Here is a 23,663-nt window from a genome sequence, read left to right as displayed (position 1 = left end):
TGCTGCCCGCGCACGTCCTTCGCCTGGCAAGTCCCAGGTCTCGCCCGCCGGTTCGGGACAAGGACTCAGCGGCTGCGGGCGACTGGTCCCAGGCGACGCCGTGCTCGGCCCCAGCCGCAACGGCCCCCGACTCGTGACGAACCTGAGGTTGATCATCGCCGCGAGCTGTCGCCCAAAGAGCTCACAGCCCGTCCGATCTGACCGGCATCACGCTCTCGTCTTTCCCGTTAGCCGGGTCGGGCCCGCGTCCAGGCTGACGGCTAGTCCCGTGGCAGTGACGTCGAGTGTGGTGGCCTTCAGTCCCAGGGGGTAGTCCACACCGTTCCGGGTTGTCAGCGTGTCCTGGATTCGGTCCACCAGCCGGGGTGGCGCGGGACTTCCGAGGATCTCGACGTCGGCCAGGTGCAGGGTGACCCGTCCGTCCTGGAGACGGGGCTGGAGGGTGGCCTGCCCGAGCCCACCCTGGCCGAGGTCGAGGGTCACCGTGTCGGCCTGATCGTCCAGATGTACGGCGGTGACGGGGAGCCCGCCGTCGGACGTGCCGGCCATGTGTTGGAGTGAGGCGGCGGGCACCGTGACGTCGGCGTGGGTGCGGGCGACTGTGCCAGAACGGTCGGTGGTCAGCCGTAGGTCCTCCAGGCGGGCATGGACGGAGACGCCGGGAATGCGGCCGAGGGCTGCGTGATCGTTGGTGATGGTCACGGCGTCGATGTGCCGGTCGACCAGGGCGAGCAGCGCCGGACTGCCCTCGATGTCGACGGCGGTTCCCTTGCCGAGGGCTTGGTCGGCGACGGCGGCCATTCGGCTGTGCAGCAGGGTTCGGGCAACGAGTTCCGCGGTGGTGGCGGTGAGCAGGACTACCGCGAGGGCGGTGGACGTAAGCGCGGCGGCGCGGTGCCGCCTGAACGCGGAGCGGATCATCGGCGATCCCCCGATGCGGTCCGGGCAGGGGCCATCGCGTCCGCATCCTGGTGCGGGGGCAGGGCGGCAGTCGGGGTCGGGCCTTCGGGATCCAGGTGCGGCAGGAGCCTGTCCAACCACCGCGGCAGCCACCAGTTGGCCCGCCCCAGCAGGTACATGGTGGAGGGGACCAGGATGAGCCTGACGACGGTGGCGTCGATGACGACGCTGACGCCCAGGCCGAGGGCGAGCATCTTGATGACCACGTTGCTGGAGAGCAGGAACGCGAGGAAGACGCTGGTCATGATGAGGGCGGCGCAGGTGATCACACGGGCGGTGCCGGCCAGTCCGGTGGCCACGCTGAGGTGGTTGTCCTTCGTGTGCAGCCACGCCTCGCGGATGCGTGAGAGCAGGAAGACCTCGTAGTCCATGGACAGCCCGAAGACGATCGCGAACATCATCATCGGCACGTACGACTCCACCGGTACGGGTTCGTCGACGCCGAACAGGCCGCTTCCCCAGCCCCATTGGAAGACCGCGACGACGACGCCGTACGCAGCGGCGATGGACAGCAGGTTGAGCAGGGCCGCCTTGAGGGCGACAAGGAGGCTGCGGAAGACGGTGAGGAGGAGCAGGAAGGAGGCGGCGACGACCACCGTGACGATGACCGGCAGGCGGTCCACGACCACGTCCCTGAAGGCGAGTTGGGCGGCGGTGACGCCGGTGACATAGCCCTGCGCGCCCGAGTCGGAGAGTACGTCGGGGAGCGTGTCGTTCTCCAGGCGGTGCATGAGGTCCGAGGTGGCTTCCTCCTGGGGGCCGGTGTCGGGTGTCACGGTGGCGATGAGGAGGGCGCCGTCTTCGCTGGTGACGGGAGTGGTGACGTGAGCGATCCCGGGGGTCGCCGCCAGGGCGTCGTGCAGCGGTCCGGAGAGCTCGCCGGGGTCGGTGCGGGTGTCGGCGAGGTTTGCCACGACCGTGAACTGACCGTTGGTGCCGGGTCCGAAGGCGTCGGCGATCAGGTCGTGGGCGCGGCGGTCGGTGTAGTCCATGGGGTTGGCGCCGCTGTCGACGTGGCCCAGGCGCATGGAGGCGGCGGGGATGGCGAGCACCGCCAGGATCAGGGTGCCGACGGCGAGGAAGAGCCAAGGTCGGCGGCCTACCGTGGCGGCCCAGCGGTGCCAGGTGTCGGCTGTGTCGCTGGGCTCGTCGGCCGGGGGGCGTACCCGCCAGCGGTCGATGCGGCGGCCGGTGACGCCCAGGAGTGCTGGGGCCAGGGTGAGGGCGGCAGCGGCGGCGACCAGGACGGTCAGGCCCGCGGCGACGCCGAGGGTGCCGATGAATGTCACGCCGGATGCGTACAGCCCGCCCAGGGCGAGGGCGACCGTGGCCGCCGCGACGATCACCGCACGGCCGCTGGTGGCCATCGCCCGCCCCACGGCCTCGGCGGGGTCGTCGACGTCGTGCAGCAGTCGGCGGTGACGAGTGATCAGGAAGAGCGCGTAGTCGATACCGACGCCCAGACCCATCATCGTGGCCAGTGTCGGAGCCGCGTTGCCGAAGGTGAACGCCGCTGCCAGGAGACCGAGCAGCGCCATGCCTGCCAGAAGTCCGACAACGGCCGTCAGCAGCGGCAGCCCGGCGGCGGCAAGGCTGCCGAAGCCGGCCAGCAGCACGACCACGGCGGTCGCGAGCCCGATCACCTCCGACAGCCGGTCCTCGGCCTTCGGGCGGGCCAACTGGCCCAGAGGCCCTCCGTATTCGACGTCCACGCCGTCGGCTCGCAGGCCGTGCACGGCGTCGTCGACGCCGTCCAGGTAGGAGGTCTCGAAGCGGGCCGGGTTCTCGGCGAAGCGGACCGTCACGATGCCGGTGGTGCCGTCGGCGGAGACCCCGCCCAGCGTGCTCAGCGGATCGGCCACCGAGACCACCTCGGGGAGCTCCTTCAGCTCGGTCACCGCGGTGCCGACGGCGTCCCGGTGCGCGTCGAGGAAACCGGTGTCCGCGTGCAGCACGATCTGGGAGGCCGTGCCGCGCTCTTGGTCGCCTCCATGGGCGTCGAGCAGGTCGGCCCCGGTCTGCACAGCGGTTCCGGGAAGGGCGAAGTCGTCGTCGTAGGTGCCTCCCCAGGCACGGTCGGCGCCGAGGGCGGTCAGCAGGACCAGCAGCCAGGCGGTGATCACCCACCATGGCCGCCGGGCGCACCAGCGGCCGAGCCGGTGCAGCCGACCGACATCTGAGGGTGCTTCGCGGTGGTCGGGTTCCGGGGTCGTTTGCGGTGCGTCGGTCATTCCGTCGTTCCTGGTCAGGCCCTCGTCGGGCAGGCCGGGGTCGGTGATGCGGTGAGCAGGAGTCATGCGTGCCGGCACTCAGTCCTGCTGCCAGAAGTCGCCGCGCCGCTCCGCCCAGCGCTGCACCTGCCGGCCGTACTCGCCGGAGAGCGCCTTGTCGCGGATCTCCGTCCGCTGCTCGGTCCGCTCCGCCCCGCTGAACCCCCGCAGCTCCTTGATGTCGTCCTGGAGCTGTCCGGGCAGCGCCCGGAAACGCCGCTGTGCCTCCTCGGCCCGGAGCTGCACCCGGGTGCCGTAGTGGCCGTCCAGTGCGTCCTGCCAGATTTGCGCCGCCGCCTCCCGTCGTGGTGCGGGCTCCAGGTTGCGCAGTTTGCGCAGATCGGCGCGCAGTGCCTCGGGCAGGCGGCCGGGCGCTCGGAGATTCTCGGACAAGCGGCCGGGCAGGGGCCGCGGAACGTCGGCGACGAGGCGTTCGTCGGCGACCAGGCCGATGGTGTCGGCGTCCGCCAGGCCGACTGCCGAGGCGGTCGGTGCCGTCGGGGGTCCGGACGACGACGTCGTCCACACGAGTCCGGTCACGGTGGCGGCCGTGACGGCCAGTACCGCGGTCACGGCCCGGCCGGACACAGCGCTGCGGATGCGGTTCACAGGGTCCTCCCCTTGTTCGATCTCGGGCGTCAGCCTCGCCGCGGCATGCGAGCCGGAGGTTCGGCGAATGTTCGGGGCGTGTAAGGGCCGGTCGTGAAAGCGCTCGCGTGGGGCGGAGCTGGCTAGCATCGGGGACTGAGCTGCGAGAAGAGGGCACATGGCGGAGAGCAAAGGGCTCGTCCTGGTCGTGGAGGACGAGCGGAACATCGCCGACCTCCAGCGCCGATATCTGAGCCGCGAGGGTTTCGGTGTGCATGTCGAGACCACCGGTGACGCCGCCCTGGCTGCCGTCCGCCGCATGCGCCCGGCCACGATCGTGCTGGACATCGCGCTGCCCGGTATGGACGGCATGGAGGTCTGCCGTCGGCTGCGCGAGGACGGCGACTGGACTCCCGTGCTGTTCGTGACCGCGCGGGACGAGGTGACCGACCGTGTTCTGGGGCTGGAACTGGGCGGCGACGACTATCTGACGAAGCCGTTCTCCCCGCAGGAACTGGTCGCCCGGGTCAAGAGCCTGCTGCGACGCGCCGCCGGGCCGCGGCACGACCCGGTGCGCAAGGTCGGCCGCCTCACGCTCGACACCGGCCGCCGTACCCTGCACGTCGACGACCGGGAAGTGGAACTGACGACCACGGAGTTCAACCTGCTCGCCTTCCTGATGCACCATCCCGGCCAGGTGTTCACGCGCGACCAACTGCTGGCCCAGGTCTGGGGGTACGCCGGCTACCGAGACACGCGCGTGATGGACGTGTACGTCTCCCAGTTGCGCGCCAAGCTCGGTGACGCCAGCCCCCTGCGCACCGTCCGCGGGGTCGGCTACAGCATCTCCGACACCGGCCGATGAGCCCCGTGGACGGCCGCGGCTCGCTGACCAGGAGCATCGTCCTGCTCACCAGCGCCGTGGCCACGGTCGCCGTACTGCTGACCGGGCTGTTCGCCTGGCGGACGATCCGCACCAACGCGGAGGCGCAGGAACGTGACCAGCTCTCCCGGCAGGCAGAAGTCCTCGCCCGCACCCCTCCCCTGGCCTCCTGGATGCTCGAACGGCAGCAACGCATCGCGGGCCCCGAAGACATCAAGCTCGCCATCGTCCAGCCTTCCGGCAAGATCGACGGTCCGGCGGCCGGCGCCGTCGACGCCGGCGGCCGTGAAGCACTGCTCTCCGGGGACAGCGTGTCCACGACCGCTCGCCTCGACGGCGACCACGTACTGGTGGAGGGAGCACCGACCCTTACCGGCGGCGGCCTCGTGCTCACCCAGCCGATGAGCGCCGTCGACCAGGCCACCGACCGCATGCGCGGCAGCCTCGTACTGCCCCTGATCCTCGGCCTGACCGGCGCCGCCCTCGCTGGTGCTCTGCTGGCCCGGCGCCTGGCGCGCCCGCTCGTCACGGCCGCACGGACCGCACACCGGCTGTCCGAGGGCGCCCGCGGCGTGACGGTTCCCGCCGAAGGTCCTGCCGAGGTGGCGGAACTGGCCGGTGCACTCAACACCCTGGACACAGCGCTGACCCATAGCGAGAACCGTCAACGCGACTTCCTGCTCTCCGTCTCCCACGAGATCCGCACCCCGCTGACCACGGCACGCGGATACGCCGAGGCCCTTGCCGACGAAGTGATCACCGGCGAGGAGGTGCCCGAGGCCGGCCGCATCCTGCGCACCGAGATCGAGCGCCTCGAACACTTCGTCGGCGATCTGCTCGCTCTGGCGCGACTGGAGGCCGACGACTTCCGCCTCGACATCGTCGAGGTCGACCTCGACGCCCTGGTGGCGCAGACCGCGACCGCCTGGTCGGCGCGCTGTGCCCGGCACGATGTCGACTTCCGCGTCGAGCGCCCGGAACGCCCTGTGCTGATCACCACCGACGCCTTTCGCGTACGTCAACTCCTCGACGGCCTCGCCGAGAACGCCTTGCGCGTCACGCCGGCCGGACAACCCGTCGTCCTGGCCCTGCGAGCGGACGGCCCCGGCGCCCTGCTGGAAGTCCGTGACGGCGGCCCAGGACTCACTGACGACGACATCGAGGTCGCCTTCGTGCGCGGCGCCCTCACGGACCGCTATCGAGGCGTCCGCCCCGTCGGCAGCGGCCTCGGGCTGGCCATCGCCCACCGCCTGGCGGGCCGACTCGGCGGCACCATCACCGCGCGGGGAGGCGCGCCCGAGGGTGGCGCCTGGTTCACCGTCAAGCTGCCGCCTTACCCCGGTGCTCCTTACACGCCCCTGACAATCGCCTGACGGAGTCGTTGCCTCGCCCGGTCACGCTCCTGCCCGAAGCCGTGCGGAGGAGGAGCGGGATGAACTGGCTGTTCGGTAAAGGGCTACGACCTCGAGTCGCCACCGCCAGGGCACGAAGCATGCCGCAACACCTGCGCCAGGACCTCGACCAGGCGCTGGCGCTTAGGGACGACGCGGACCGGCGAGCGGCCGTCGACCGGGTCGTCCAAGGAATCACCAAGGGCACGTACGGGACGACCTTCCAACGGCAGTCGGAGAGCGCGACCATGCGCGGTCGTTCCTCGTCCTGACATCACCCATGGCACAGCCAACAGGTGGCAGGTCGTCTTTCTGGCGACCGCCGCTCTTCCTAGCGCAAGTTCTGGATAGACACCTCAGGCGCCTAACTCGTCAAGTCGTGTGCATGCCGCTTGCCTCGGCGTCGAACAGCGCGTCCAAGGTGTCTCCGATCCGGATGAGGTCTTCGGTGGAGAGATTGGGTGGAACCCAGTGCTGTGCGCGTGCGTGGTCGACGCACGCCTTGTCTAGCTGGACGTGGTAGGGCCCGACGTAGTGGGCGAGGTCTGAGTACCAGAACCACTCGCCGTCGGTAAGCAGCTCCAACGCGCCGATGAGTCCCTGCCGCTGCTCAGCACGTCGTGGACCCGTGCACCGGTGACTGCGAGCGCCGATCCTGAACGGAGGTAGCGCACGAGTTTCTCCCCGTCCGGGGAAGCTTGGTCACGGACGTTCGGTTTTCGGGTAGTGGTCCGCGTCGGTGCCCTTCGCCCACAGCGTCGGCGTGAGGGTGTTGACGGTGACGCCGCTGCCCGGGGACTCGGCGGGCATCTGGGGCGGGATGTTCACCGAGGAGATCTTCACCGCCGGGCCCGGTAGACCGGCGGAGGTAAAGCGGCTCACTCCGACATCGTCCATGGTCCACTGCACGGTGTACGTGGCCGGCGTGAGCGGGGCGATCTTCGCGTCCAAGATCACGCTCTCGCCGGGCGAGACCGCCTCCGGCATCGACGTCCACCGGATCTTCGAACTGTCCGTGATCTCCTTGCCGGAGGAGTCGAACAGGTTGTAGCGCAGCTTGTAGTCACCACTGGCGGGCCAGGTCTCCTGTCCCTGCTTGGTGACGATGACCTTTTCCACGCCCTCGGTGAGAGACCGCGCTCGCCGTGCCGTACTTCTCCGAGAGGTGGACCCACTGCGTTCCGGTCTGGAACTTGAAGGCGATCGCGTCGATCACCTCGCGGTGATCCCGCCAGCGGCCACCCGCTTCGGCGTCTGGTCCGGGAGTAACGGCTCGATCCGCGCCCACTGCGCATCTGTTAACGGCACACCCGCACCAACGACCGACTGATCCAAACGAAACTGCCTAGGACCGGTGGGCCCGGTAGGAGATTCCTCCCGCCGGGCCCACGGCTTTCTGCTAGGGCTTGGGAACGGTGCAGTTCACCGTCGCCTTGGTAGCGTCGCAGTGCCCGAACTGGGGGAAGTCCACCCAGTAGGGTCCTGATCCAGCAACCGGTACTTGCCGGAGAAGTCCGAGCTAAGCGCGCCGCCCCCGCCATCGAGTGCCCCAACGGATTCGTCGTCCGGGTGTGGCTATGGCCGCCGTGCTAGCAGCTCATCGCCTTCACCTGGTCGGCCAGGGAGTCAAGCAGCCTGCGCTCGCCGGCCTTGGTGTACTCCTTGTTGTCGAACGCCAGGAACGAGTTCCTGCCGAACTCAATGGCGCGGTTCTTCACCTCGAGCAAAAGGCTGAACCCGGACGGAACAACTCCGTTGTCGTTCTTCTTGTAGTGGGCGGCGACCCCGAGGTTGACGATCTTGTAGCTCGCGTTGCACTGCAGGGTCTTGCTCTCCACGGCCTTCAGGATCCTGTCCGCCGACTTGGTGACCGGGACGACATTGGCGCGGTGTCCGGCACCTTTGACGCCGGCGGGGATCATGCGCGCGCCCACGTGCCCGGGACGGCCCCACTCACCCACGGTGGTCTCGCACGCACCGGGCTTCGGGTCCCGATCCACCGCCCCGACCCGGATGGAGGCGTGGGCCGGCCTGCCCAGTTTGTCCGTCTTGTAGGTCTGCCAGGACGGGCCCGCGGGGTCCGTCCGGTAAGTGTGCTTCTTCTGGAGGTACTTGGCGCAGGGGATCTCCGCCGCCGCCTCCGAGGAGGCATTGGCCGATGAGCCGGCGCCCGCCATCACGGTGAGAGAGGCGGTGGCGGCCAGTACGGCCAGGACACGCCCCGTGGGCTGACGATCGCGCATTTCGCGTCCTTCCTGAGAAAAGAAGAGAAGAGGGGAATGAAGAGAAGGGGGCATCTTGTTACCGCGCAGCGCGGTAGGCGGCGCCCACCCGGTTGGCTTTCGCGCCGTTGTAGAGGCCGGTGCCGTGGCCGCGCTGCGTGGAAAGCGTGAACCACGCGTATCTCTTGACGTACGGCTGTTTCTCCAGCATTGCGGTCGACTTCTTCACGAAGGCGGCCTGCCGCGCCTTGGTCGGATACTTCGGCGTGCCGGTGGAGAAGTCGATCAGCGCGTACTCCGTCAGCCAGATGGGCTTCTTGTAGCGCTGGTACACGGCACGGAGGTAGTTCTTCAAGTGCTCGGTCGCGGCTTGGGGGTTGAAGTCCGAGCCGTACCAATGCAGGGGAATGAAGTCGACCCGGTAGCCGCGGGCGGCGGCGCCTTTCATGAAGCGGTCGAGCCAGCCGCCGGACAGTTCACCGCCGGTGGCAACCGCGGGTGCTCCGAGGCGCATTCCGGTCGACTGCAGTCGGGGCCACAGGTCGAGCGCCTCCTTCACGGACATCTTCGCCTGGTCCGCACGGTCGGGTTCGTTGAATCCGAGCAGGTTCTTGCCCTGGGCCTTGGCCCGTTTGAGATGAGCGTCGGTCACGAAGTCGCGGCCCCAGATCATGGGCACGAACTCGACGCCCGGCGGGGTCTTGATCTTCTGCTTGTCCGAGGCCCAGGTGTAGAACCAGCCGACCTTCGCGTCGGCCATGGCCCCGGTGACCCCGTTGAATTTCCAGGCGCTGATGCCCTTTTTCTTCACCGCGGCGGCGGATGCGCTCGCGTCGGCCTGGTTGCTCCCGGTGGAGGCGAGCATGGTCAGGACGGCCAGCAGCACCACGAGTAGGCGCAGCTTCCGCATGGCTTCCACGCTCCCGTGTCAGAACTTTGCGCCGAAGTCCTGCGTCCAGTAAGTCCCGTGTGTGGTGCCGGACTTCTTCACATAGCCGACGCCCAGGTGCTTGAGCGAGCAGTTGAGGATGTTGGCCCGATGCCCCGGGGACTTCATCCAGCTCTTGACGACCGCGGCGGCGCTGTTCTGACCCGCGGCGACGTTCTCCGCGAGGGAACTGAAGCCGGTGTAACCCGCCGCTCTGGCCCTGGTCACCATGGTGCTGCCATTGGAGCCGTCGTGGCCGACGAAGTTGTGCCTGGCCATGTCGGCGGAGTGCCGCTGGGCGGCCTTGGCGAGCGCGGAGTTGTTCTTCAGCTTGGGGCAACCGGCCTTGACCCGTTCGGCGTTCGTCAATTTGAGCACGCCGGCTCGCAGCGCTTCGGGGGACGGTGCCGCCGATGCGGAGGTGGCGGAGGTAGCCGACAACGCGGTGGTGGCCGCGGTGACCGTCAATACCGTCGCGAGATACCTGGATATGCGCATTCTTCCGTTCCCATCTGGTCGGAGTTTCGAGTGACGAGCAGCCCAAATGGTGCGCACCGAGCCGCTGATTCGACTCATTTGAGCTTTCCATTCCAGATGGAATGCGGTCAATTTAATCCGGCTCCGCTGGCCTTTAATTCGCGCGCAGGCCGCCCGACATCCTGACCGTCGCACCAAAGCCCTTTCCGTCGGAATGCGAAGGAGCCCTTCCGGGCTTCCGCATGAGTGACACGGCCCCGAGGGCGGCGGCGTGGTCGCCCAACTCCGCGGGCCGGACGAGCAACGACGGCCGCGAGCCGCACCGCACGACGTTCGCGAGCAGTTCGCGCCGCACCGACTCCATGAGGGTCGGACCGGCGGTGACGAGTTCACCGCCCACGACGACCATGCCGGGTTCGAGCGCGTTGACCAGACCAGCCAGCACCCTTCCCACGTGGGTGCCTGCCCGCCCTAGCACCGCATGGGCGGCCGGATCTCCGGAACCCAACGCGGCCACCAGGTCCGGTAAGTCCGCCCCGGGTCGGTACGCGTTCAGCATGGCCGTGGTCGACGCGACGGTCTGCAGACAGCCCTGGCCACCGCAGGGGCACTGCGCGCCTCCGGGCTCCGCGGTGATGTGCCCGAACCCCCCGGACCGGCCGTGCGCGCCACGATGCAGCACGCCACCGCTCACCAGCGCCCCACCGACAGGGTCCGACAGTTCCAGGTAGAGCACGTCCCGCTGTCCCTGGGCCGCGCCCCAGACCGTCTCGGCCAGTGCCGCGAGCCGTGCGGCGTTGTCGAACCGCACCCGTGTGCCGAAGCTGCGGCCCATCATCACCGCCATAACCCGCTGGTCGACCGCGGCGGGCGAGCTGGTTGCCGGGCCCGTCACCGCGACTCCCACCCCGTTCAGGGCGTCGAGTCGCAGTCGTCCACCGGTCAGGGTGCCGGCGAGCCTACGAGCGATGGCGATACGGTCCGGCCACCCGGCTGTGGGGGAATGCCCTTCACTCGCGGTAGCGATGGCGTCGTGCCCCAAGCCGTGGCACTCCAGGTCATGGCGCTCCAAGTGGTCCCGCCGCAGGTCGTCGTGGTCCCCCGCCATCGCGACCACGCGAACGGTCCGCCGCCCGAAGTCGATGCCGAGCACCCGGCCGGCGTCCGGGTTCAGAACCAGCTTCTCCGCCGGGCGCCCCCTCCTGCGCGGAGTGCTGTCCGGCACCGCGGCGATCACCTGGCCACTGTCCACGAGCCTGCTGACGACCTCGTACAGCGTGGTGCGCGACAGTCCGGACAGCTCCCCCAGCTCGCTCCGCGTCAGCGGGCCGAACTGGCGCAGCAAGCGCAGAATCTGGTCCCCGTACTGTCCCCGTGCCCCTGTGGCGTTGCGAGTCGCGTTCGGCACTTCTACCCCCTTCTCGCGGCAGACCCGGCCTGCCGCAAGCAGGAAAGTAGGGACCGTTCTTGTGGAATCTTTGTGACCGTGGCCGTTCAGGCCGGGCCGTTGTCCACCCGCAGAACGAATCCGACACCGCGCACGGTGTGCAGGATGCGGGGACGCCCGTCTGTCTCCGTCTTGCGCCTCAGATAGCTGACGAACGTGTCCACTGCGTCTGTACGGACGCGGGCGTCGTAGCCCCAGACGTGTTCGAGCAGCTGGTCGCGGGTCAGGACCAGGCCCGCGTTGCGGGCCAGCATCTCCAGAAGGTGGAACTCGCGGGGCGTCAGGTGCAGGAGCCGGCCGTCCAGCCATGCCTGGCGGGCGGACGGTTCCACGACCAGGCCGCCGACCCGGACCCGGTCCGTCGCGGCAGGAGGGCGGCGCCGCAGGAGGGCGTGCAGGCGCAGCGTCAGTTCCTGCAGCGCGAAGGGCTTGACCAGGTAGTCGTCGCCGCCGGCCTGCAACCCGGCGATCCTGTCGGCCACTTCGTCCAGTCCGGAGAGCATGAGAACGGGCACGTCGTCCCCGTTCTCGCGCAGTGTCCGGCACACGTCGATGCCGCTCAGGTCGGGCATGCAGACATCGAGGACCACGATGTCCGGACGGAGTCTGGTCATCGACTCCATCGCGCCACGGCCGTCACCGGCCAGCGTCACCTCGAAGCCCCCCAGCCGGAGTCCGCGCTCCAGCGAGCGCCGCGTGCTCACGTCGTCGTCGGCCACGAGAACTCGTCCGGCCCTGCCGGCCATGCGTCGCTCCTCTCACCTCACCGTCCCGCTCCAGCCCGCGGAGTGTCTGCGTGAGCATCTTCTCCCTCACGCCCTCCAGCTTCCTGCGCAGAGCCGTGGAGCGCTTGGCGCCGGATTCCGCCAGCTCCCCGACCACGAGCAAGGTCCACTTGTCTTCGATACGGTGCAGGACGTCGCGGGACGAGAGCCCCCGGCGTACGGGTCCCACTCGGTGCGCGATTCCTTCGTCATGCCCTCACCCGCCATGGCCTCACCCCTCATCGCCTGCACGTCCCGCTGCCGCGGTAAGCGTATCCAGGGGGAGGAACTCTCTGGAGCGACGGGCACTCTACGCCGGAGACCGCCTGGCCACGTGCGCCTCGGACCGCATCGCGCGGTACTGCGACGGTGTGCACCCCATGACCCGGCGGAAGCTCCGGGAGAAGTGCTCGGAGCCCGAGAAACCGCAGCGCTGGCCTATGGCCGCGATGGTCTCGGTGCCGTTCTCCAGATGCGTCCGCGCCGACGCGATCCTCAGCTCGGTGAGATACCGGTAGGGCGTGGCACCCGTTGCGTTCTTGAAGCAGCGCAGGAAGTGGAAGCGGCTGAAGGAGACCAGGGCGGCGAGATCGTCCAGCGTGATGGGGAGCGCGAAGTTGGCCCTCATGTACGAGGTGATGGTCTCCAGTTGCTCCTGGGTGAGACTGCCCCCCGGCTCCTTCGCTGCTGCGGCGTGCGACCACGGAATACGAAGGTGGGCGAGGATGAAACGCGCCGCCGAGTCCGCGTACACGTCGTCGGCACCGAGTTCGCCGGCGGCCACCACCGCCTTCACCATTTCGGCGAGCACCGGGTCGGAGGTGACCGCCGGACAGGGGTGCGGGGACTGGCGCTCCTCCATCCGGAATTCCTCTCCGAGGAGCCGGCGCACCGCGGCCTCGGGAATTGTGAGGGACGCGATCACGGCGGGCCTGTTCCCTCTCGGGGACACGACCAGCGGCCGGTTCGGCTCCGCGGGGGTGACGCAGACGTCCTCCGGCAGCAGGATCGTCTCCCGCGTGTCCCTGCGGCCCCCGTGGACGGCGAGGATACCGCTGACGTGCACACTCAGTCCGATTCCCGTCGACGGCGGCAGCGTAAGCGTGTGCACGCCCTTGCCCAGGGTCCGCTTCCGCACATGCAGCGCACGCCACCTCGTGTGGGCCACCGTGGTGGTTCCGTTCAACGTCGGCGTTCCTCTCCTTCTCGCTCCGGCAGCTCTCTCCGGAACCATTGCAAGGAGGAAGTGTCGTTCTCAAGGAATCCCAGCGGGAATAATCGAAGCCGGGCGGGATTAATTCGGCACAGGAATTCGAGCCAGCAGGGATCAGCCTCGGGCGGGATTTATTTCAGCTTCGGGCGGGATTTATTCCGGACGCCTCCGCCGCACCGCTCAGCCAGTCGCGGCGCAGCAACGGCAGTGTGTGCTCGAACTCCGGCACCCTGGTCAGCGGCAGCCGCACTTCGAAGCGTGTGCCGCGCTGCCCGTCCGGGCGGTCCGAGATCGAGACCTGCCCCTGGTGCAGGGCGACCTGCTGGGCGACGAGGGTGAGGCCCAGCCCGGAGCCGGGGCTGTCCGGACCGTGCCAGAACCGGTCGAAGATCGTCTCCCGGAGTTCGGGCGGGACTCCGGGGCCGTCGTCGTCCACGGTGAGGACCGCGATCCGCTCGCCCGGCCGGTCGGACTGCCGCAGGGTCACCGCAATAGTGGCGGCACGTTCACCGACCCTGCCGTGCACGCGGGCGTTGGTCAGCAGGTTGTCCACCGCCGAGCGGAGCCCCTCCGCCCAGCCGTGCGCGATCAGTCCCGACGCCGCTCGCACGGACACCTCGGTCCCGGGGTGGGCGCGGCGCAGTCCGGCGACGCAGGAGTGCACCAACTCCCCCAGGTCCAGCGGCGCGAACGCCTCCGCCTCGACCAGATCGCCCTGCGCCAGGGTCCGCAGCATCGTGAGCAGGCCGACCAGCCTCTCCTGCTCGGCCACCAACTCGGCCAGCACCTCCGCCCGTTCCGCCGGGTCGAGCTCGAAGGGGCCGGCCAGGATGTCCAGGTTGGCGCGGATGCTCGTCAGCGGCGAACGCAGCTCGTGGGATGCCGCCGCCGCGAACGACCGGGCCGTGGCCAACGCCTCCCCGGTACGTGCCACCTGCTCGTCGTAGCGGTTGAGCACGGTCTCCAGGGTGAGCGCGAGGTCGTCGACCTCGGCGATGTGGGTGGGGCGGTGCTCCAGCCGGGCGGAGCTGGTGCGCGGGTCGAGTCCGCTGGTACGGCGTTGCAGCCGGCGCAGCGGCAACACCGCCCGGTTGGCGATGGCCCATGCCGCCGCTCCCGCCAGTGGCAGGGCCAGCGCCGCCCCGGCGTACACCCGTCGGCGCACCAGCGCCAGCTCCTCCTCGACGGTGTCCGGTGAGAACAGCCAGAGGTTGGGCCGGTCGTGCTTCCGGTCGATCGCGACGGGCAACGACAGGATCAGCCAGTCCCGGCTTTGGACGGTCACCCGCAGCGGTTTCGGGGCGCTGTACGGCAGCTGCGCAGGCGGGAGTTGGGGACCGGCTCGCAGCGTGCCCGTCGGTCCGGTGACCGCAACGCCCATGCCGCTGGCGGACTTGATGAGCCGCTGCCGGCGAGCCTCCTCGATCACCGGCTGGCCGGTCCCGGCCGCGTCCAGATAGTTCTTGGTGTTCTTGGCCACGACGGTGGCACGGGCCTGCAGTTGGGCGTCCTGCTGGCGGTGAAGGTCATCGGTGATCAGACTGAGCAGCAGCCATCCGCAGGCCACGATCAGCACGGGTACGCCGCCGCCCACGGTGAGCGCGAGCCGAGTGGAGAGCTTCACCGGCCGCCACCGGTCGTCTGCTCACTGGCATCCGTACGCAGGATGAATCCTCCGTCGACCATCAGCTCTCGCCACCCGCACTCCGACGACCCGGCCCGTCCAGTGCGCGCGCGGACGGCCCCGCCAACATTACGCGGCGGGGCTTCCGCGGGAAAAGGATCTACGGGTTCCCGGCGCTCCAACAGCCGTCGCCGCGACAGTTCTTGAGTCGGGTCAGGGCGTCGTGCAGGTTCTCCAGCCGGGCCCGGCTGAGCTGCCCCACGGTGTTGTGCAGCTGGTAGGGGTCGGTGCGGAGGTCGTAGAACTCCCTCGCTCCGCTGCCGTACTCGACGTAGGTGTAGGAGTTGGTGCGCAGGGCGTGGTAGTTCGGCGGGCTGATGCTCTCCCCGCCGTCGTTGTCGGGGTCTCCCGGCGCCCTGTCGGCGTGGCGGTGCTCGATGAGGTTGGTCGTGCGCCAGTTGGCGTCGGAGCCGCCGTCCAGGAGCGGAAGCAGACTGTGCCCGTCCACTCGGGACGACACCGGGGCGCCGCCGATCCGCTGGAAGGTGGGCGCGAGGTCGATGTTCGACACCTGGGCGTCGCTCGTCCGGCCGGCCGCGACACCGGGTCCGGCGATCACCAGCGGAACCCGGACGTCGGTGTCGAATGCGGTCTGCTTGCCCGCCTTGAGGCGGTACTCGCCCAGGTGGAAGCCGTTGTCGGAGCCGAAGACGATGTAGGTGTTGTCGGCGACGCCGGCCCTGGTGAGGGCGTTGCGCAGGTTCCCGATCATCTCGTCGACCGACTGGAGCGCCTGGACGCGCTTGCGGAACTTCCGGTCGATTGTGTTCTTCTCGCGCTGGGTCAGCCGGTCCTGCCGGGCCAGCCACGGCGGGGCATCGGTCGGCAGCCTGTCGAACGCGGGGCTGCGCGGGGCTTCAAGGCCGGGGAAGGCGTTCTCGTGGCGGGGCGCCGGCGTGGAGGGGCCGTGCGGCGTGAAGAGCGCGATCTCCAGCAGGAACGGCTTGTTCGCCGCTGCGGACTTCCTGACGAACGCCGTGCCCTTCTTGCTCAGCACGTCGGTCAGATAGTCCTTGGGCTTGTCGCCGTGGGACTCGATCCTGTGGTTCTGGGCGAGCTTGTAGTTGTAGCCCTCGTAGCCGCCGCCGACGACGTCCCACTGGTTCCAGCCCGGCGGCACGTACGGCTTCTGGCCCGCGACGGTGTCGGTGGGGCTGTACCCGTTCAGGTATTTGCCCATCATGGCGGTGCGGTAGCCCTTGGCCTGAAGTGCCGTGGCGAAGGTGTCCCGCTCCTCCCCGCCGCGGTGGAAGGCATCGAATCCGCCGTTCGGGCCCTCGTTGCTGAGGACTCCGGTGTTGTGCGGGTACCGGCCGGTGAAGATGGACGCGCGGGACGGGCAGCAGAGCGAGTTGCTGACCACGAAGTCGCTGAACGTCATGCCCTGCGACTGGAGTTTCCGGACCTCCGGCATGTACGGCAGGAGGTTGGAGGACATGTCGTCGGTGAGGACATAGACAATGTTCGGCTTTTCCGCTGCGGCCGCGACCGGCTGTGTGGCGACGGCGGGATTGTTCGTTGTCCCGCCCATTCCACTCAGGGCCGCCAGGGCCATTGCCACTCCGCCGACTGTCAGGGCCAGCATTTGACGAGTATGAATCATATCTAAAGCGTGGCAGCCGAATTCAGCGCCGGTCAACACCCATAAGTGCCGAGGGATATATTCCGGGATTTTTTCCGGGCTCCATTCCGGCTCTGCGGCCAATTAGTCCGGCACGCAAAGCAGAACACCGGGCGCCGGCACGAAAACCCGTGACGGCGCCCGGTGTTCCCTGAAGCCCAGAGGTGGGGGAAGGGAGGGGACCGCCACCCCCGGGCCGGGAATCGGAAGGGATCAGGCTCTGCTCGCGGCCTTGTAGAGCTTGCGGGCGCGGTCGCCGAGACGTGGATGGTACTCACTGACGTCCGTACCGACGGCGATGTTGCCGACCAATACACCGACACCCTTGTCGGCCTTGAACTCGGCGAGGAAGGCTCCGCCGCTGGATCCGCCGGTCTGTACGCAGTCGATGCCCCACATGGTGGAGCCGGGGCGCCCGAGGTCGCGGTGTTCCTTGCCCTGGCAGTGGTTCAGCCGCTCGCCGTTGCCCTCGGCGCGCGAACCGCCGTAGCCGAAGGAATGGACGTAACGCCCGTTCGGGCCATTGAACTTGATGCCCTGCGCACCGCCCACGATCTTGGCCAGCGGGCGGCCGTCGCGTGCCCGCAGGGTGGCGAAGGCGACATCCCAGTTGGCGTTGCCCTGGCTGGACACGTACGACTTCAGGTGGAAGAGCTTCTTCGCGGTGAAGGTGCCGTGCGGGCGCTCGCCCTTGTGGTAGCCCGGGATGAAGATCCACTTTCGGAAGACCTCGCCGGTTCGGGCGTCCACCACACAGTGCCCGGCGGTGAGGACGACCGACTTGTTCCGGCTGTTGGCGACGGTGGCCGAGCAGGCGAACAGGTCACCGGCGGCGTTCTCGAAGAACACCTTGCCCGCGGTCCTGCTGATCAGCCCGCCCCGCTTCCAGGCCTTCGGCTTGGAAGCGAGCGTGGACACCGGCGTCTCGTCGGCGGCGGACGCGGTGGTCCTCGCGTCCGGGAAGACCACCGGCGGGACGGACAGCCCCGGACCGGCGTCATCGGTGAGGGACGACGTGGCGGCCGGTGGCTCCAGGGCGGCGGCGGGCGCGGCCATCTCCTTGGCGGCGTTGAGCCGGGCCTCGGTCCAGAACTCGAGGGCGGTGTCCTGCTCCCGGTCGGAGAAGGCGGTGGCGCGGGTCTCGCTGTCGGCGGGTGCGGGCCCCGCCTGCGCCGGCCCGACGGTGGCGCCCAGGGCGGCGAGGCTGAGGGCGCTGACCAGCAGCGCGGTACGACTCATGGATTCGGCTCCGAAGAGGGTTGGGGGGCTACGGCATGGGTGTGGCGTTGGGATGCCGGACGCCCGGGAGTTCACGGGCGTCCGGCACGGGGTCAAGGGCTCAGCGGGTCAGCGGGTCAGCGGGTCAGCGGGTCAGCGGGTCAGCGGGTCAGCAGCTGAGGTTCCTGCCCGGCTTGACGTCGAGGATCTTGGTGAACTTCTTGTACGTGTCCACGCGGCTCCGCACCTGGGCCGGGTTGCCGCCGTTGCACTCGATGGCGCCGTTGATGCTCCGGATCGTCTGGCCGAAGCCCTTGCCCTTGACCATGGCGTCGTGCGGGGTCATGGCGCCCGCGCCGGACTGGGTCATCCAGAACCACAGTCCCGTCTTCCACGCCACGACGGGGTTCTTCTGGACCAGCCCCGGCTTGTGGAGCAGGTCGATGCCGAGCGCGTCACCGGCGGCCTTGTAGTTGAAGTTCCAGCTGAGCTGGATCGGCCCGCGACCGTGGTACGCGGACTGCCCCGCAGGGCAGCCGTACGGCTGCGTGGTGTCGCAGTACGACGGCCAGTTGGCCTGGTTCTGCTCGACGATGTAGCGCCCGCCGCCGGTCTCGTGGTGGACGTTGGCGAGGAAGGCGGCCGCCTCACGCTTCTTGGTCTTGGCGTTGCCCTTGTCCGCGAAGGCCGGGTACTTCTTCATCGCCTTGACCAGGGCTTCGTAGTTGTAGAAGGGCTTGTGACGGGGGAACATCTTGTTGTACTCCGCCTTGCTGACGACGAAGTCACCTCGGGCGGCGGGCGCGGCAGCTTCGGCGGGCGCGGCGGAAGCGGTCGCCGCGGTGAGGCCGGCCCCGGTCGTCGCCAGTAGCACGGCGGTCAGAAGGGCATGAGCGGTACGCATCTTCGGCATGGTGGAAACTCTCGATTCAATGGGTTGGTCACCGACGGAATGAATCGGTGGGTCAGCGGACGAACTTCCACTTGACGTTGTGAATAACGCCCTTGGCGGGATTGGCCAGCTTCGCGAAAGCCGGCTGGCTGAGGTCGATGTGCTTCGGCCCGCATTCCATGCACTTGTCCCTGACCGGGACCGTGATGGTCTTGCCGCGGAAGGTCAGCCGGACCTTGACCTTGCAGAGCGGGTCGTTGTTGGGGTTGGCGGCCTTCCACCACTTCGGTGAGACCGCCACGAGCATCTGGTTCGAGGCGTCGAGCGGCTTTCCGCAGGCCCCGGTGCCGGCGTCGTTGTAGTAGGTCGCCTTGCCCTGGCGGACCTTGCCGATGGGGACGGCGGAGGCGGGCGACGCCTGGGCGACTCCGAGAACGGCCGCCGCCAGGGTGACGGCGAAAACCGACTGCGTACGACGGGAAACAGGCATGACAGATCGCCTTTCGTCGGAGGATCGAAAGAGGTCGGACCCGATCGGAAGAGATCCGAAGAGATCGGAAGAGATCGGAAGAGGAGAGCGGCCGTACCGGCCCGTCAGAACGGGGTCAGCGTCAGGTGCATGGTCTTCGGCTGGCGGTCCTCGATGTAGGGCGCCCAGTCGGCGACGTCGTCAAAGGCGAAGCCGTACGCCTTGCCGTTGCCCATCTGGGCGTGGACGGCCCGCGCGTAGTGGTTGGTGAGCTCCGGCTTGTAGAAGGTCGTCGCGCGGGTGGTGGGCTGCTTGGGATGGCTGAGCAGCGTGGAGCGGTTGAACGCGGCGCCCACGATCGCGGCGACGGGACCGAGGACCCCGTCGTTGGGGGCGGCGAGCGCGCCGTCGCAGAACAGCACGTCACGGGTGGAGGGCTTGGCGATGGAGACGGTCGCGGGGCCGTGGAAGACGAGCCTGCCGTTGTCGACCCGGCCGGTGAACGCGCCCGCGGTAGTGCGGACATGGAGCGGCTGCCGCCGGTAGGCCTGCCAGACCCTGTCGATGTACGGGTCGAAGTAGTGCTTGCCGAACCGGCCCGCGTCGAGTCCGTGACTCGGCGCGATGACCCGCCGTTCGCCGACGACCAGCCTGCCGAAGCCGGGGGTGTTCTCCATGGCCCGGAAGATCCGGGCCCGGCCGCCTTGCCGCATTCTGCCGGTGGTCTGGTCCCGGTTCCCGGACAGCCGGATCATCAGCGGCACGCTGAACATGTCGACCGTGGTGGTGTTGCAGAACATGCCGGACGCGTTGTGCGTGAACTCCACGAAGTCGTGCAGCACGGGGAAGTTGGGGTCAGACTCCACCCACCCCGCCGGGTGCTGGAGCGCGGGCCGCCCGGCCCCGTCCCGGACGACCTTCAGCTTGAGCTTGCCGCCCAGGGAGACATAGATCCGGCCGGACATGAGCGGCAGCCGGATACGCGTGGTGCCGCGGGTGTCGAGCGGGATGGCGTAGTCGGTGAAGCCGTTGTCCTTGTTGTCGGAGACCTTGACCGGCTCGACCGTGCCGCGGGGCGTGACCCGGACCTGACGGTCGCCCCGGCTGCCGACTATGTACAGGTGGACGTTGCGGTTGGCGAACTCACCACTGTTGTTGTGGATGACCAGAGGCAGGCCGCCGGCGCGCCCCTCCACGAAAGCCGGGCCGTCCTCGTCCGCGGCGAGGGCCGGACGCGTGCCCGCGGCGAGCGCGGCGCCGGCCACGGCGGCACCGGCCAGCGAGGTGAGCGCCCTTCGGCGGGAGAACACCGGTGAATCAAGCGACACCATGCGGGAATTCCCTTCCTTTACCACGGGGCATGTCCGTTTCCTTTCTCGAACACTGCTTGCGTGAACGCGGTCAAACCTAGCCAGCGGCGACGCGGGGCGGTCGTCAAAAGTTGCTGCGAGACGGACAGTTGTTGCGCGGACGGATATTGCCCGGACAGTTCTTGCGGCGACCATGAATGACGCAAGGGCTGTGCCTGCCCGACACTTTCGACGAAAGCGGCGGGCAGGCACAGCCGAGGGAAATGCGCGTGGAAAGGGTGGAGCGGGATTCAGCGCAGGGTCGCCTCGATGAACGAGAACGGCGTGGGGGTGGCGACTATGCGGTCCAGGGTGAATCCGGCCGCGTCGAGCAGCGCCTCGTACTCCTCTGCGGTGCGCTCCCGTCCGGTCAGCATGGCCAGCATGGTCAGATCGACGAACTTGGCGGGGTGCGGGCCGTCGCCTGGCGGGATCACGGACTCGACGAGCACGATCCGCGCGCCACGAGCGGCCGCCGCCTTGACCGTCCGCAGGATCCGCAGACAGGACCCGTCGTCCCAGTCGTGGAGGATGTAGGAAAGCACGTACACGTCCGCCTCGGGCACGGACTCGAAGAAGTCCCCGCCGGCGACGTCCACCCTGTCCGCGAGCCCGTGTTCGGCCAGCACCTTCCGCGCCGCGGGCACCACTTCGGGCCGGTCGAAGACGATGCCCCGCCGGTCCGGCTCACCGGCCAGGAACTGACAGATCATGGCCCCGTCAGCTCCTCCGACGTCGGCGACGACACCTCCTTCCGGCAGCGAATAGTCATCGAACATCCCGGCTCGCAGGCTCTTGGTGACACCGGCCATTGCACCGAAGGGCGCGTAGTGGGTCTCCATCCAGAACAGCGCCAGGTCACGGACCGAGCCGGGCTGTCACAGCGAACTGAACCACCAGGGAGGCGCACCCAACGCCCGGGCAGCTGCCCACGCCGCCATCGAGCAACTCGCCATCCCTGCCGCGGCGATCGCCGAAGCCATCGCGCTGGCCGTCGCCCAACCCCCGAGCGTGGGCGTCAACGAACTCATCGTGCGCCCCACCGCACAGCACTGACCCTCGCGCCTCGCCCACCACGCCCGCCCCGGCACCTCGGCCATCTCGCCATCCGCCAGGGCGCCCACGTCCGCTTCGCCAAGACCAGCCGTGTCCTTGCAGACCTCGCCGGCGGGTCACGCGGACCGCACCTGGAAGAAACCGCTCCGCGAACTAGTCCGCCCCGATGTCAGCATCCTCGACGACCTCGCAAGGCACCAGCTCAACGCGACCCCAGGCTGACGACCACTACGAGCTGGTCAGCGAGCGGCAGGGAAGGTCTGTGATCATCACCAGCAACCGGGCGCCCAGCGACTGGTGGACCCTTCTTCCCCAACCCCGTCGTCGCCGAGTCCCTTCTGGACCGGCTGATCAACGCCAGCCACCTGGTGATCAGGAACGGCCCCAGCCGTCCGAACAAGCGACCCAAGAACCTCACCGACAAACCCTCGATCAAATGACCCGGATCAGTCCCACCAGTTGAACATCAGCTCGCCAACCGTACTGGGACGCCAGTAGCGCACCTGTTCCAGTTCTGCTTCGGCGAGCTCGCTGGTGTCAGCTGCGGCCAACGGCATGCTCAGTTCTTCAACTTCCAGCAGCTGGAACCCGCCCAACTCAAATGCGTCCGCCCACGCCGGTGGGGATGTGAAGTCCGCCAGAGGCGCACCAGCCTGCGGAGGACTCGCCGCAAAGGCAACAACCGGGACTACCTCGTGGCACAAAACGGTCGACCGGACGCCTGGGCCGGTGATCAGAACCGTGTGGAAACTCGGCGTGACGCCGGCCGGAGTCACTTCGCCGACCGTCGCACGAATCGACCGGGCCACGATGTGGCAGGCAGTCTTGAAGGCTACGACGTCCACCTGCGACAACGGGTCATCACCATGCCCCCAGAAGCCGGTGGCTCCTCGCGCGACGCGGATCAACGCACGACTCACCTCTCATTCCGTCCGTCAGGTCTGACAAGGATGCCACGCAACCGAGCTGAGTGATCGCGCACCGACTTCGCCAGCCGACAAGGCCCCCTTCGGGGACCCCTCTCAGTCACGACGGTGGGGAATTACGACGCTTTCCAGCCTCAGTCCACGTCTGCCGTGCACGCCTTCGAAGACATCAGTTGCTCGTCCTCGGCGAGCCCCGTCTTCCACGCCCAACCTCGCCGTCCGGTCGGGCGGCTGGGCAGCACCCCTTCACGGCCCGCAGGATTCCCATCGCCTCCGACCGCTGCTACATCGCGTGCTCGAGGCCGCATACGAGAGACCGGCACCGAATCCCACCGCCTGGCCCTCACCCAGGCCCGGGCAGCAGCGCACAACGCCGCTGGCTGACGTCCCCCGGCCTATCGGAGCGCTTCCAGCTTGCCCCAGTCGCGAGAGTCTGGGCGGCATTCCGCTATTGCGGTGCGATGGTTTTGACCCAGTCCTCGACCGCGAGGACATCTGCCCACTGCGGGAACAACCTTTCGGTGAGCATCCGGTGCACCTCGGGGTCGGTGTCGAGGCAGGCATCCGCCAGGACGGTGAGGCCGAAGTCCAGGTCGATGGCGTGCCACAGGGTGGACAGCACTACAGCGCTGGTGGCGATGCCGGTGAGAACAAGGCTGTCGATATCGCGAGCCCTGAGTACCAACTCGAGGTCGCTGCCCGAGAACGCGCTCCCCCGCCTCTTGGTGACCACGACATCGCCCTGCTGGGGCGCGACGTCGTCATGAATCTCGGTGCCAGGCGCACCCTCGGTGAACAAGCCGGCCCGCACAGCGTTTGTCATCACCTTGTTGCGGGGGCTGACTTCTGGATCGCCCGGCCGTAACCCGAGCACCACGTAGATCACGGTGATACCCGCAGCCCGGGCACCCTCGATCGCCCTGCGCAAGCGCGGCAGATATCCGGAACCGTCATCGGCGATGGCCACGACGTCCCGTTGGACGTCCATCACCAGAAGTGCGCTGTTCGCCACGCTTGCCATCCCTTCTCCGTTGGGAAACAGGAGCAAGTCTGGTGGATCAACCGAGTTGCGGTGGAGGTTTCGCCAGATCCTCGCGGCGTCGCGCCGCCGCACGCCTACAACCGGTGTCAGTTCTCATCGACATTTTCTCGCCCTGTGATCATCAAGTGCTGTCCGAACTCAGTGGTAAGGGGTGTCGCCTGTCAGTTACGAAGCCATGCAGCGGAATCCCGGGGGTGAGATCGCCGTGCAGACGCTGCTGCTCGATCCAGGACAGAGCCTCGGCGGCTTTGTTGGAGTTATGC

At 68.5% G+C, this 23,663-nt stretch carries 23 protein-coding genes and 1 pseudogene; 3 read left to right on the top strand and 21 right to left on the bottom strand.

Annotated features, from left to right (window positions below; all coding sequences use genetic code 11):
* Positions 1 to 207 precede the first annotated feature (207 nt).
* The 3 genes from ACIRD7_RS37535 to ACIRD7_RS37525 are packed head-to-tail and all read right to left on the bottom strand — an operon-like array spanning position 208 to position 3,839.
* Positions 208 to 921: an LmeA family phospholipid-binding protein gene (locus tag ACIRD7_RS37535; RefSeq protein ID WP_403460390.1), complete on the bottom strand. Its 714-nt coding sequence runs from the start codon at positions 919 to 921 to the stop codon at positions 208 to 210.
* The gene (locus tag ACIRD7_RS37530; protein WP_403460389.1) at positions 918 to 3,257 is read right to left on the bottom strand and encodes an MMPL family transporter; all 2,340 of its coding nucleotides are present in this window, start codon (positions 3,255 to 3,257) and stop codon (positions 918 to 920) included. The genes ACIRD7_RS37535 and ACIRD7_RS37530 overlap by 4 nt, the downstream gene beginning before the upstream one ends.
* Positions 3,258 to 3,269: 12 nt before the next feature.
* A complete protein-coding gene (locus ACIRD7_RS37525) occupies positions 3,270 to 3,839 on the bottom strand; it encodes a hypothetical protein (protein WP_403460387.1) in 570 nt (189 codons plus the stop codon).
* A gap of 157 nt (positions 3,840 to 3,996) precedes the next feature.
* Here ACIRD7_RS37525 and ACIRD7_RS37520 point away from each other — a divergent pair, with 157 nt between their 5' ends.
* The 3 genes from ACIRD7_RS37520 to ACIRD7_RS37510 all read left to right on the top strand — a co-directional run bounded on the left by ACIRD7_RS37520 (position 3,997) and on the right by ACIRD7_RS37510 (position 6,364).
* Positions 3,997 to 4,683 carry a response regulator transcription factor gene (locus tag ACIRD7_RS37520; RefSeq protein WP_403460385.1) on the top strand — a complete coding sequence of 229 codons (687 nt, stop codon included), beginning with the start codon at positions 3,997 to 3,999 and terminating at the stop codon, positions 4,681 to 4,683.
* The gene (locus tag ACIRD7_RS37515) at positions 4,680 to 6,074 is read left to right on the top strand and encodes a sensor histidine kinase (RefSeq protein WP_403460383.1); all 1,395 of its coding nucleotides are present in this window, start codon (positions 4,680 to 4,682) and stop codon (positions 6,072 to 6,074) included. The genes ACIRD7_RS37520 and ACIRD7_RS37515 overlap by 4 nt, the downstream gene beginning before the upstream one ends.
* A 119-nt stretch (positions 6,075 to 6,193) precedes the next feature.
* A complete protein-coding gene (locus ACIRD7_RS37510; protein WP_403460381.1) occupies positions 6,194 to 6,364 on the top strand; it encodes a hypothetical protein in 171 nt (56 codons plus the stop codon).
* A gap of 100 nt (positions 6,365 to 6,464) precedes the next feature.
* On the opposite strand, the gene ACIRD7_RS37505 is transcribed toward ACIRD7_RS37510, so the two are convergent.
* The 18 genes and pseudogenes from ACIRD7_RS37505 to ACIRD7_RS37420 all read right to left on the bottom strand — a co-directional run bounded on the left by ACIRD7_RS37505 (position 6,465) and on the right by ACIRD7_RS37420 (position 23,370).
* Entirely contained in the window at positions 6,465 to 6,677 is a 213-nt protein-coding gene (locus tag ACIRD7_RS37505; protein ID WP_403460379.1) for a hypothetical protein, read from the bottom strand.
* Positions 6,678 to 6,806: 129 nt separating this feature from the next.
* A pseudogene (locus ACIRD7_RS37500) lies at positions 6,807 to 7,220 on the bottom strand (hypothetical protein); the annotation flags it as partial.
* 461 nt (positions 7,221 to 7,681) lie between these two features.
* Positions 7,682 to 8,335, bottom strand: coding sequence for a hypothetical protein (locus tag ACIRD7_RS37495; RefSeq protein WP_403460377.1), 654 nt, complete (start codon positions 8,333 to 8,335; stop codon positions 7,682 to 7,684).
* Between the two features lie 58 nt (positions 8,336 to 8,393).
* Positions 8,394 to 9,224, bottom strand: a complete 831-nt coding sequence (locus tag ACIRD7_RS37490; RefSeq protein ID WP_403460376.1) for a glycoside hydrolase family protein — start codon at positions 9,222 to 9,224, stop codon at positions 8,394 to 8,396.
* 18 nt (positions 9,225 to 9,242) lie between these two features.
* Positions 9,243 to 9,740, bottom strand: coding sequence for a CAP domain-containing protein (locus ACIRD7_RS37485; protein ID WP_403460374.1), 498 nt, complete (start codon positions 9,738 to 9,740; stop codon positions 9,243 to 9,245).
* A gap of 133 nt (positions 9,741 to 9,873) precedes the next feature.
* Entirely contained in the window at positions 9,874 to 11,127 is a 1,254-nt protein-coding gene (locus tag ACIRD7_RS37480) for an ROK family protein (RefSeq protein ID WP_403460373.1), read from the bottom strand.
* Positions 11,128 to 11,213: 86 nt separating this feature from the next.
* Complete coding sequence (locus ACIRD7_RS37475) at positions 11,214 to 11,912, bottom strand: response regulator transcription factor (RefSeq protein ID WP_403460371.1); 699 nt, start codon at positions 11,910 to 11,912, stop codon at positions 11,214 to 11,216.
* Positions 11,803 to 12,048, bottom strand: coding sequence for a winged helix-turn-helix transcriptional regulator (locus tag ACIRD7_RS37470; protein ID WP_403460493.1), 246 nt, complete (start codon positions 12,046 to 12,048; stop codon positions 11,803 to 11,805). Before ACIRD7_RS37470 ends, ACIRD7_RS37475 begins: the two co-directional genes overlap by 110 nt.
* A gap of 192 nt (positions 12,049 to 12,240) precedes the next feature.
* Positions 12,241 to 13,116: a helix-turn-helix domain-containing protein gene (locus ACIRD7_RS37465; RefSeq protein WP_403460369.1), complete on the bottom strand. Its 876-nt coding sequence runs from the start codon at positions 13,114 to 13,116 to the stop codon at positions 12,241 to 12,243.
* A gap of 163 nt (positions 13,117 to 13,279) precedes the next feature.
* The gene (locus ACIRD7_RS37460; RefSeq protein WP_403460368.1) at positions 13,280 to 14,767 is read right to left on the bottom strand and encodes a sensor histidine kinase; all 1,488 of its coding nucleotides are present in this window, start codon (positions 14,765 to 14,767) and stop codon (positions 13,280 to 13,282) included.
* A gap of 160 nt (positions 14,768 to 14,927) precedes the next feature.
* A complete protein-coding gene (locus tag ACIRD7_RS37455) occupies positions 14,928 to 16,412 on the bottom strand; it encodes a sulfatase (RefSeq protein WP_403460367.1) in 1,485 nt (494 codons plus the stop codon).
* A 249-nt stretch (positions 16,413 to 16,661) separates the two neighbouring features.
* Positions 16,662 to 17,687 carry a trypsin-like serine peptidase gene (locus ACIRD7_RS37450; protein WP_403460366.1) on the bottom strand — a complete coding sequence of 342 codons (1,026 nt, stop codon included), beginning with the start codon at positions 17,685 to 17,687 and terminating at the stop codon, positions 16,662 to 16,664.
* A 148-nt stretch (positions 17,688 to 17,835) separates the two neighbouring features.
* Complete coding sequence (locus tag ACIRD7_RS37445; protein ID WP_403460364.1) at positions 17,836 to 18,570, bottom strand: chitinase; 735 nt, start codon at positions 18,568 to 18,570, stop codon at positions 17,836 to 17,838.
* A gap of 61 nt (positions 18,571 to 18,631) precedes the next feature.
* Positions 18,632 to 19,048 carry a cysteine/serine endopeptidase inhibitor gene (locus ACIRD7_RS37440; protein WP_403460363.1) on the bottom strand — a complete coding sequence of 139 codons (417 nt, stop codon included), beginning with the start codon at positions 19,046 to 19,048 and terminating at the stop codon, positions 18,632 to 18,634.
* Between the two features lie 104 nt (positions 19,049 to 19,152).
* The gene (locus tag ACIRD7_RS37435) at positions 19,153 to 20,358 is read right to left on the bottom strand and encodes a beta-1,3-glucanase family protein (protein WP_403460362.1); all 1,206 of its coding nucleotides are present in this window, start codon (positions 20,356 to 20,358) and stop codon (positions 19,153 to 19,155) included.
* A gap of 269 nt (positions 20,359 to 20,627) precedes the next feature.
* The gene (locus ACIRD7_RS37430) at positions 20,628 to 21,155 is read right to left on the bottom strand and encodes a methyltransferase (RefSeq protein WP_403460491.1); all 528 of its coding nucleotides are present in this window, start codon (positions 21,153 to 21,155) and stop codon (positions 20,628 to 20,630) included.
* 723 nt (positions 21,156 to 21,878) lie between these two features.
* Entirely contained in the window at positions 21,879 to 22,340 is a 462-nt protein-coding gene (locus ACIRD7_RS37425) for a hypothetical protein (RefSeq protein ID WP_403460361.1), read from the bottom strand.
* Between the two features lie 466 nt (positions 22,341 to 22,806).
* Positions 22,807 to 23,370 (bottom strand): cysteine hydrolase family protein, encoded by a 564-nt coding sequence (locus ACIRD7_RS37420; protein WP_403460360.1) that lies wholly within the window; start codon positions 23,368 to 23,370, stop codon positions 22,807 to 22,809.
* Positions 23,371 to 23,663 lie beyond the last annotated feature (293 nt).

It is taken from the genome of Streptomyces sp. NPDC093568 (assembly GCF_044764945.1).
Classification (GTDB): domain Bacteria; phylum Actinomycetota; class Actinomycetes; order Streptomycetales; family Streptomycetaceae; genus Streptomyces.
Note: the sequence above shows the minus strand (reverse complement) of the source record. Positions and strands in the feature narration are given on the sequence as shown.

Coding starts and splice junctions, on each gene's coding strand:
- ACIRD7_RS37535 (WP_403460390.1), bottom strand. CDS start 921: ATGATCCGCTCCGCGTTCAGGCGGCACCGCGCCGCCGCGCTTACGTCC.
- ACIRD7_RS37530 (WP_403460389.1), bottom strand. CDS start 3,257: ATGACTCCTGCTCACCGCATCACCGACCCCGGCCTGCCCGACGAGGGC.
- ACIRD7_RS37520 (WP_403460385.1), top strand. CDS start 3,997: ATGGCGGAGAGCAAAGGGCTCGTCCTGGTCGTGGAGGACGAGCGGAAC.
- ACIRD7_RS37515 (WP_403460383.1), top strand. CDS start 4,680: ATGAGCCCCGTGGACGGCCGCGGCTCGCTGACCAGGAGCATCGTCCTG.
- ACIRD7_RS37510 (WP_403460381.1), top strand. CDS start 6,194: ATGCCGCAACACCTGCGCCAGGACCTCGACCAGGCGCTGGCGCTTAGG.
- ACIRD7_RS37495 (WP_403460377.1), bottom strand. CDS start 8,335: ATGCGCGATCGTCAGCCCACGGGGCGTGTCCTGGCCGTACTGGCCGCC.
- ACIRD7_RS37490 (WP_403460376.1), bottom strand. CDS start 9,224: ATGCGGAAGCTGCGCCTACTCGTGGTGCTGCTGGCCGTCCTGACCATG.
- ACIRD7_RS37485 (WP_403460374.1), bottom strand. CDS start 9,740: ATGCGCATATCCAGGTATCTCGCGACGGTATTGACGGTCACCGCGGCC.
- ACIRD7_RS37475 (WP_403460371.1), bottom strand. CDS start 11,912: ATGGCCGGCAGGGCCGGACGAGTTCTCGTGGCCGACGACGACGTGAGC.
- ACIRD7_RS37455 (WP_403460367.1), bottom strand. CDS start 16,412: ATGCTGGCCCTGACAGTCGGCGGAGTGGCAATGGCCCTGGCGGCCCTG.
- ACIRD7_RS37450 (WP_403460366.1), bottom strand. CDS start 17,687: ATGAGTCGTACCGCGCTGCTGGTCAGCGCCCTCAGCCTCGCCGCCCTG.
- ACIRD7_RS37445 (WP_403460364.1), bottom strand. CDS start 18,570: ATGCGTACCGCTCATGCCCTTCTGACCGCCGTGCTACTGGCGACGACC.
- ACIRD7_RS37440 (WP_403460363.1), bottom strand. CDS start 19,048: ATGCCTGTTTCCCGTCGTACGCAGTCGGTTTTCGCCGTCACCCTGGCG.
- ACIRD7_RS37435 (WP_403460362.1), bottom strand. CDS start 20,358: ATGGTGTCGCTTGATTCACCGGTGTTCTCCCGCCGAAGGGCGCTCACC.
- ACIRD7_RS37430 (WP_403460491.1), bottom strand. CDS start 21,155: ATGTTCGATGACTATTCGCTGCCGGAAGGAGGTGTCGTCGCCGACGTC.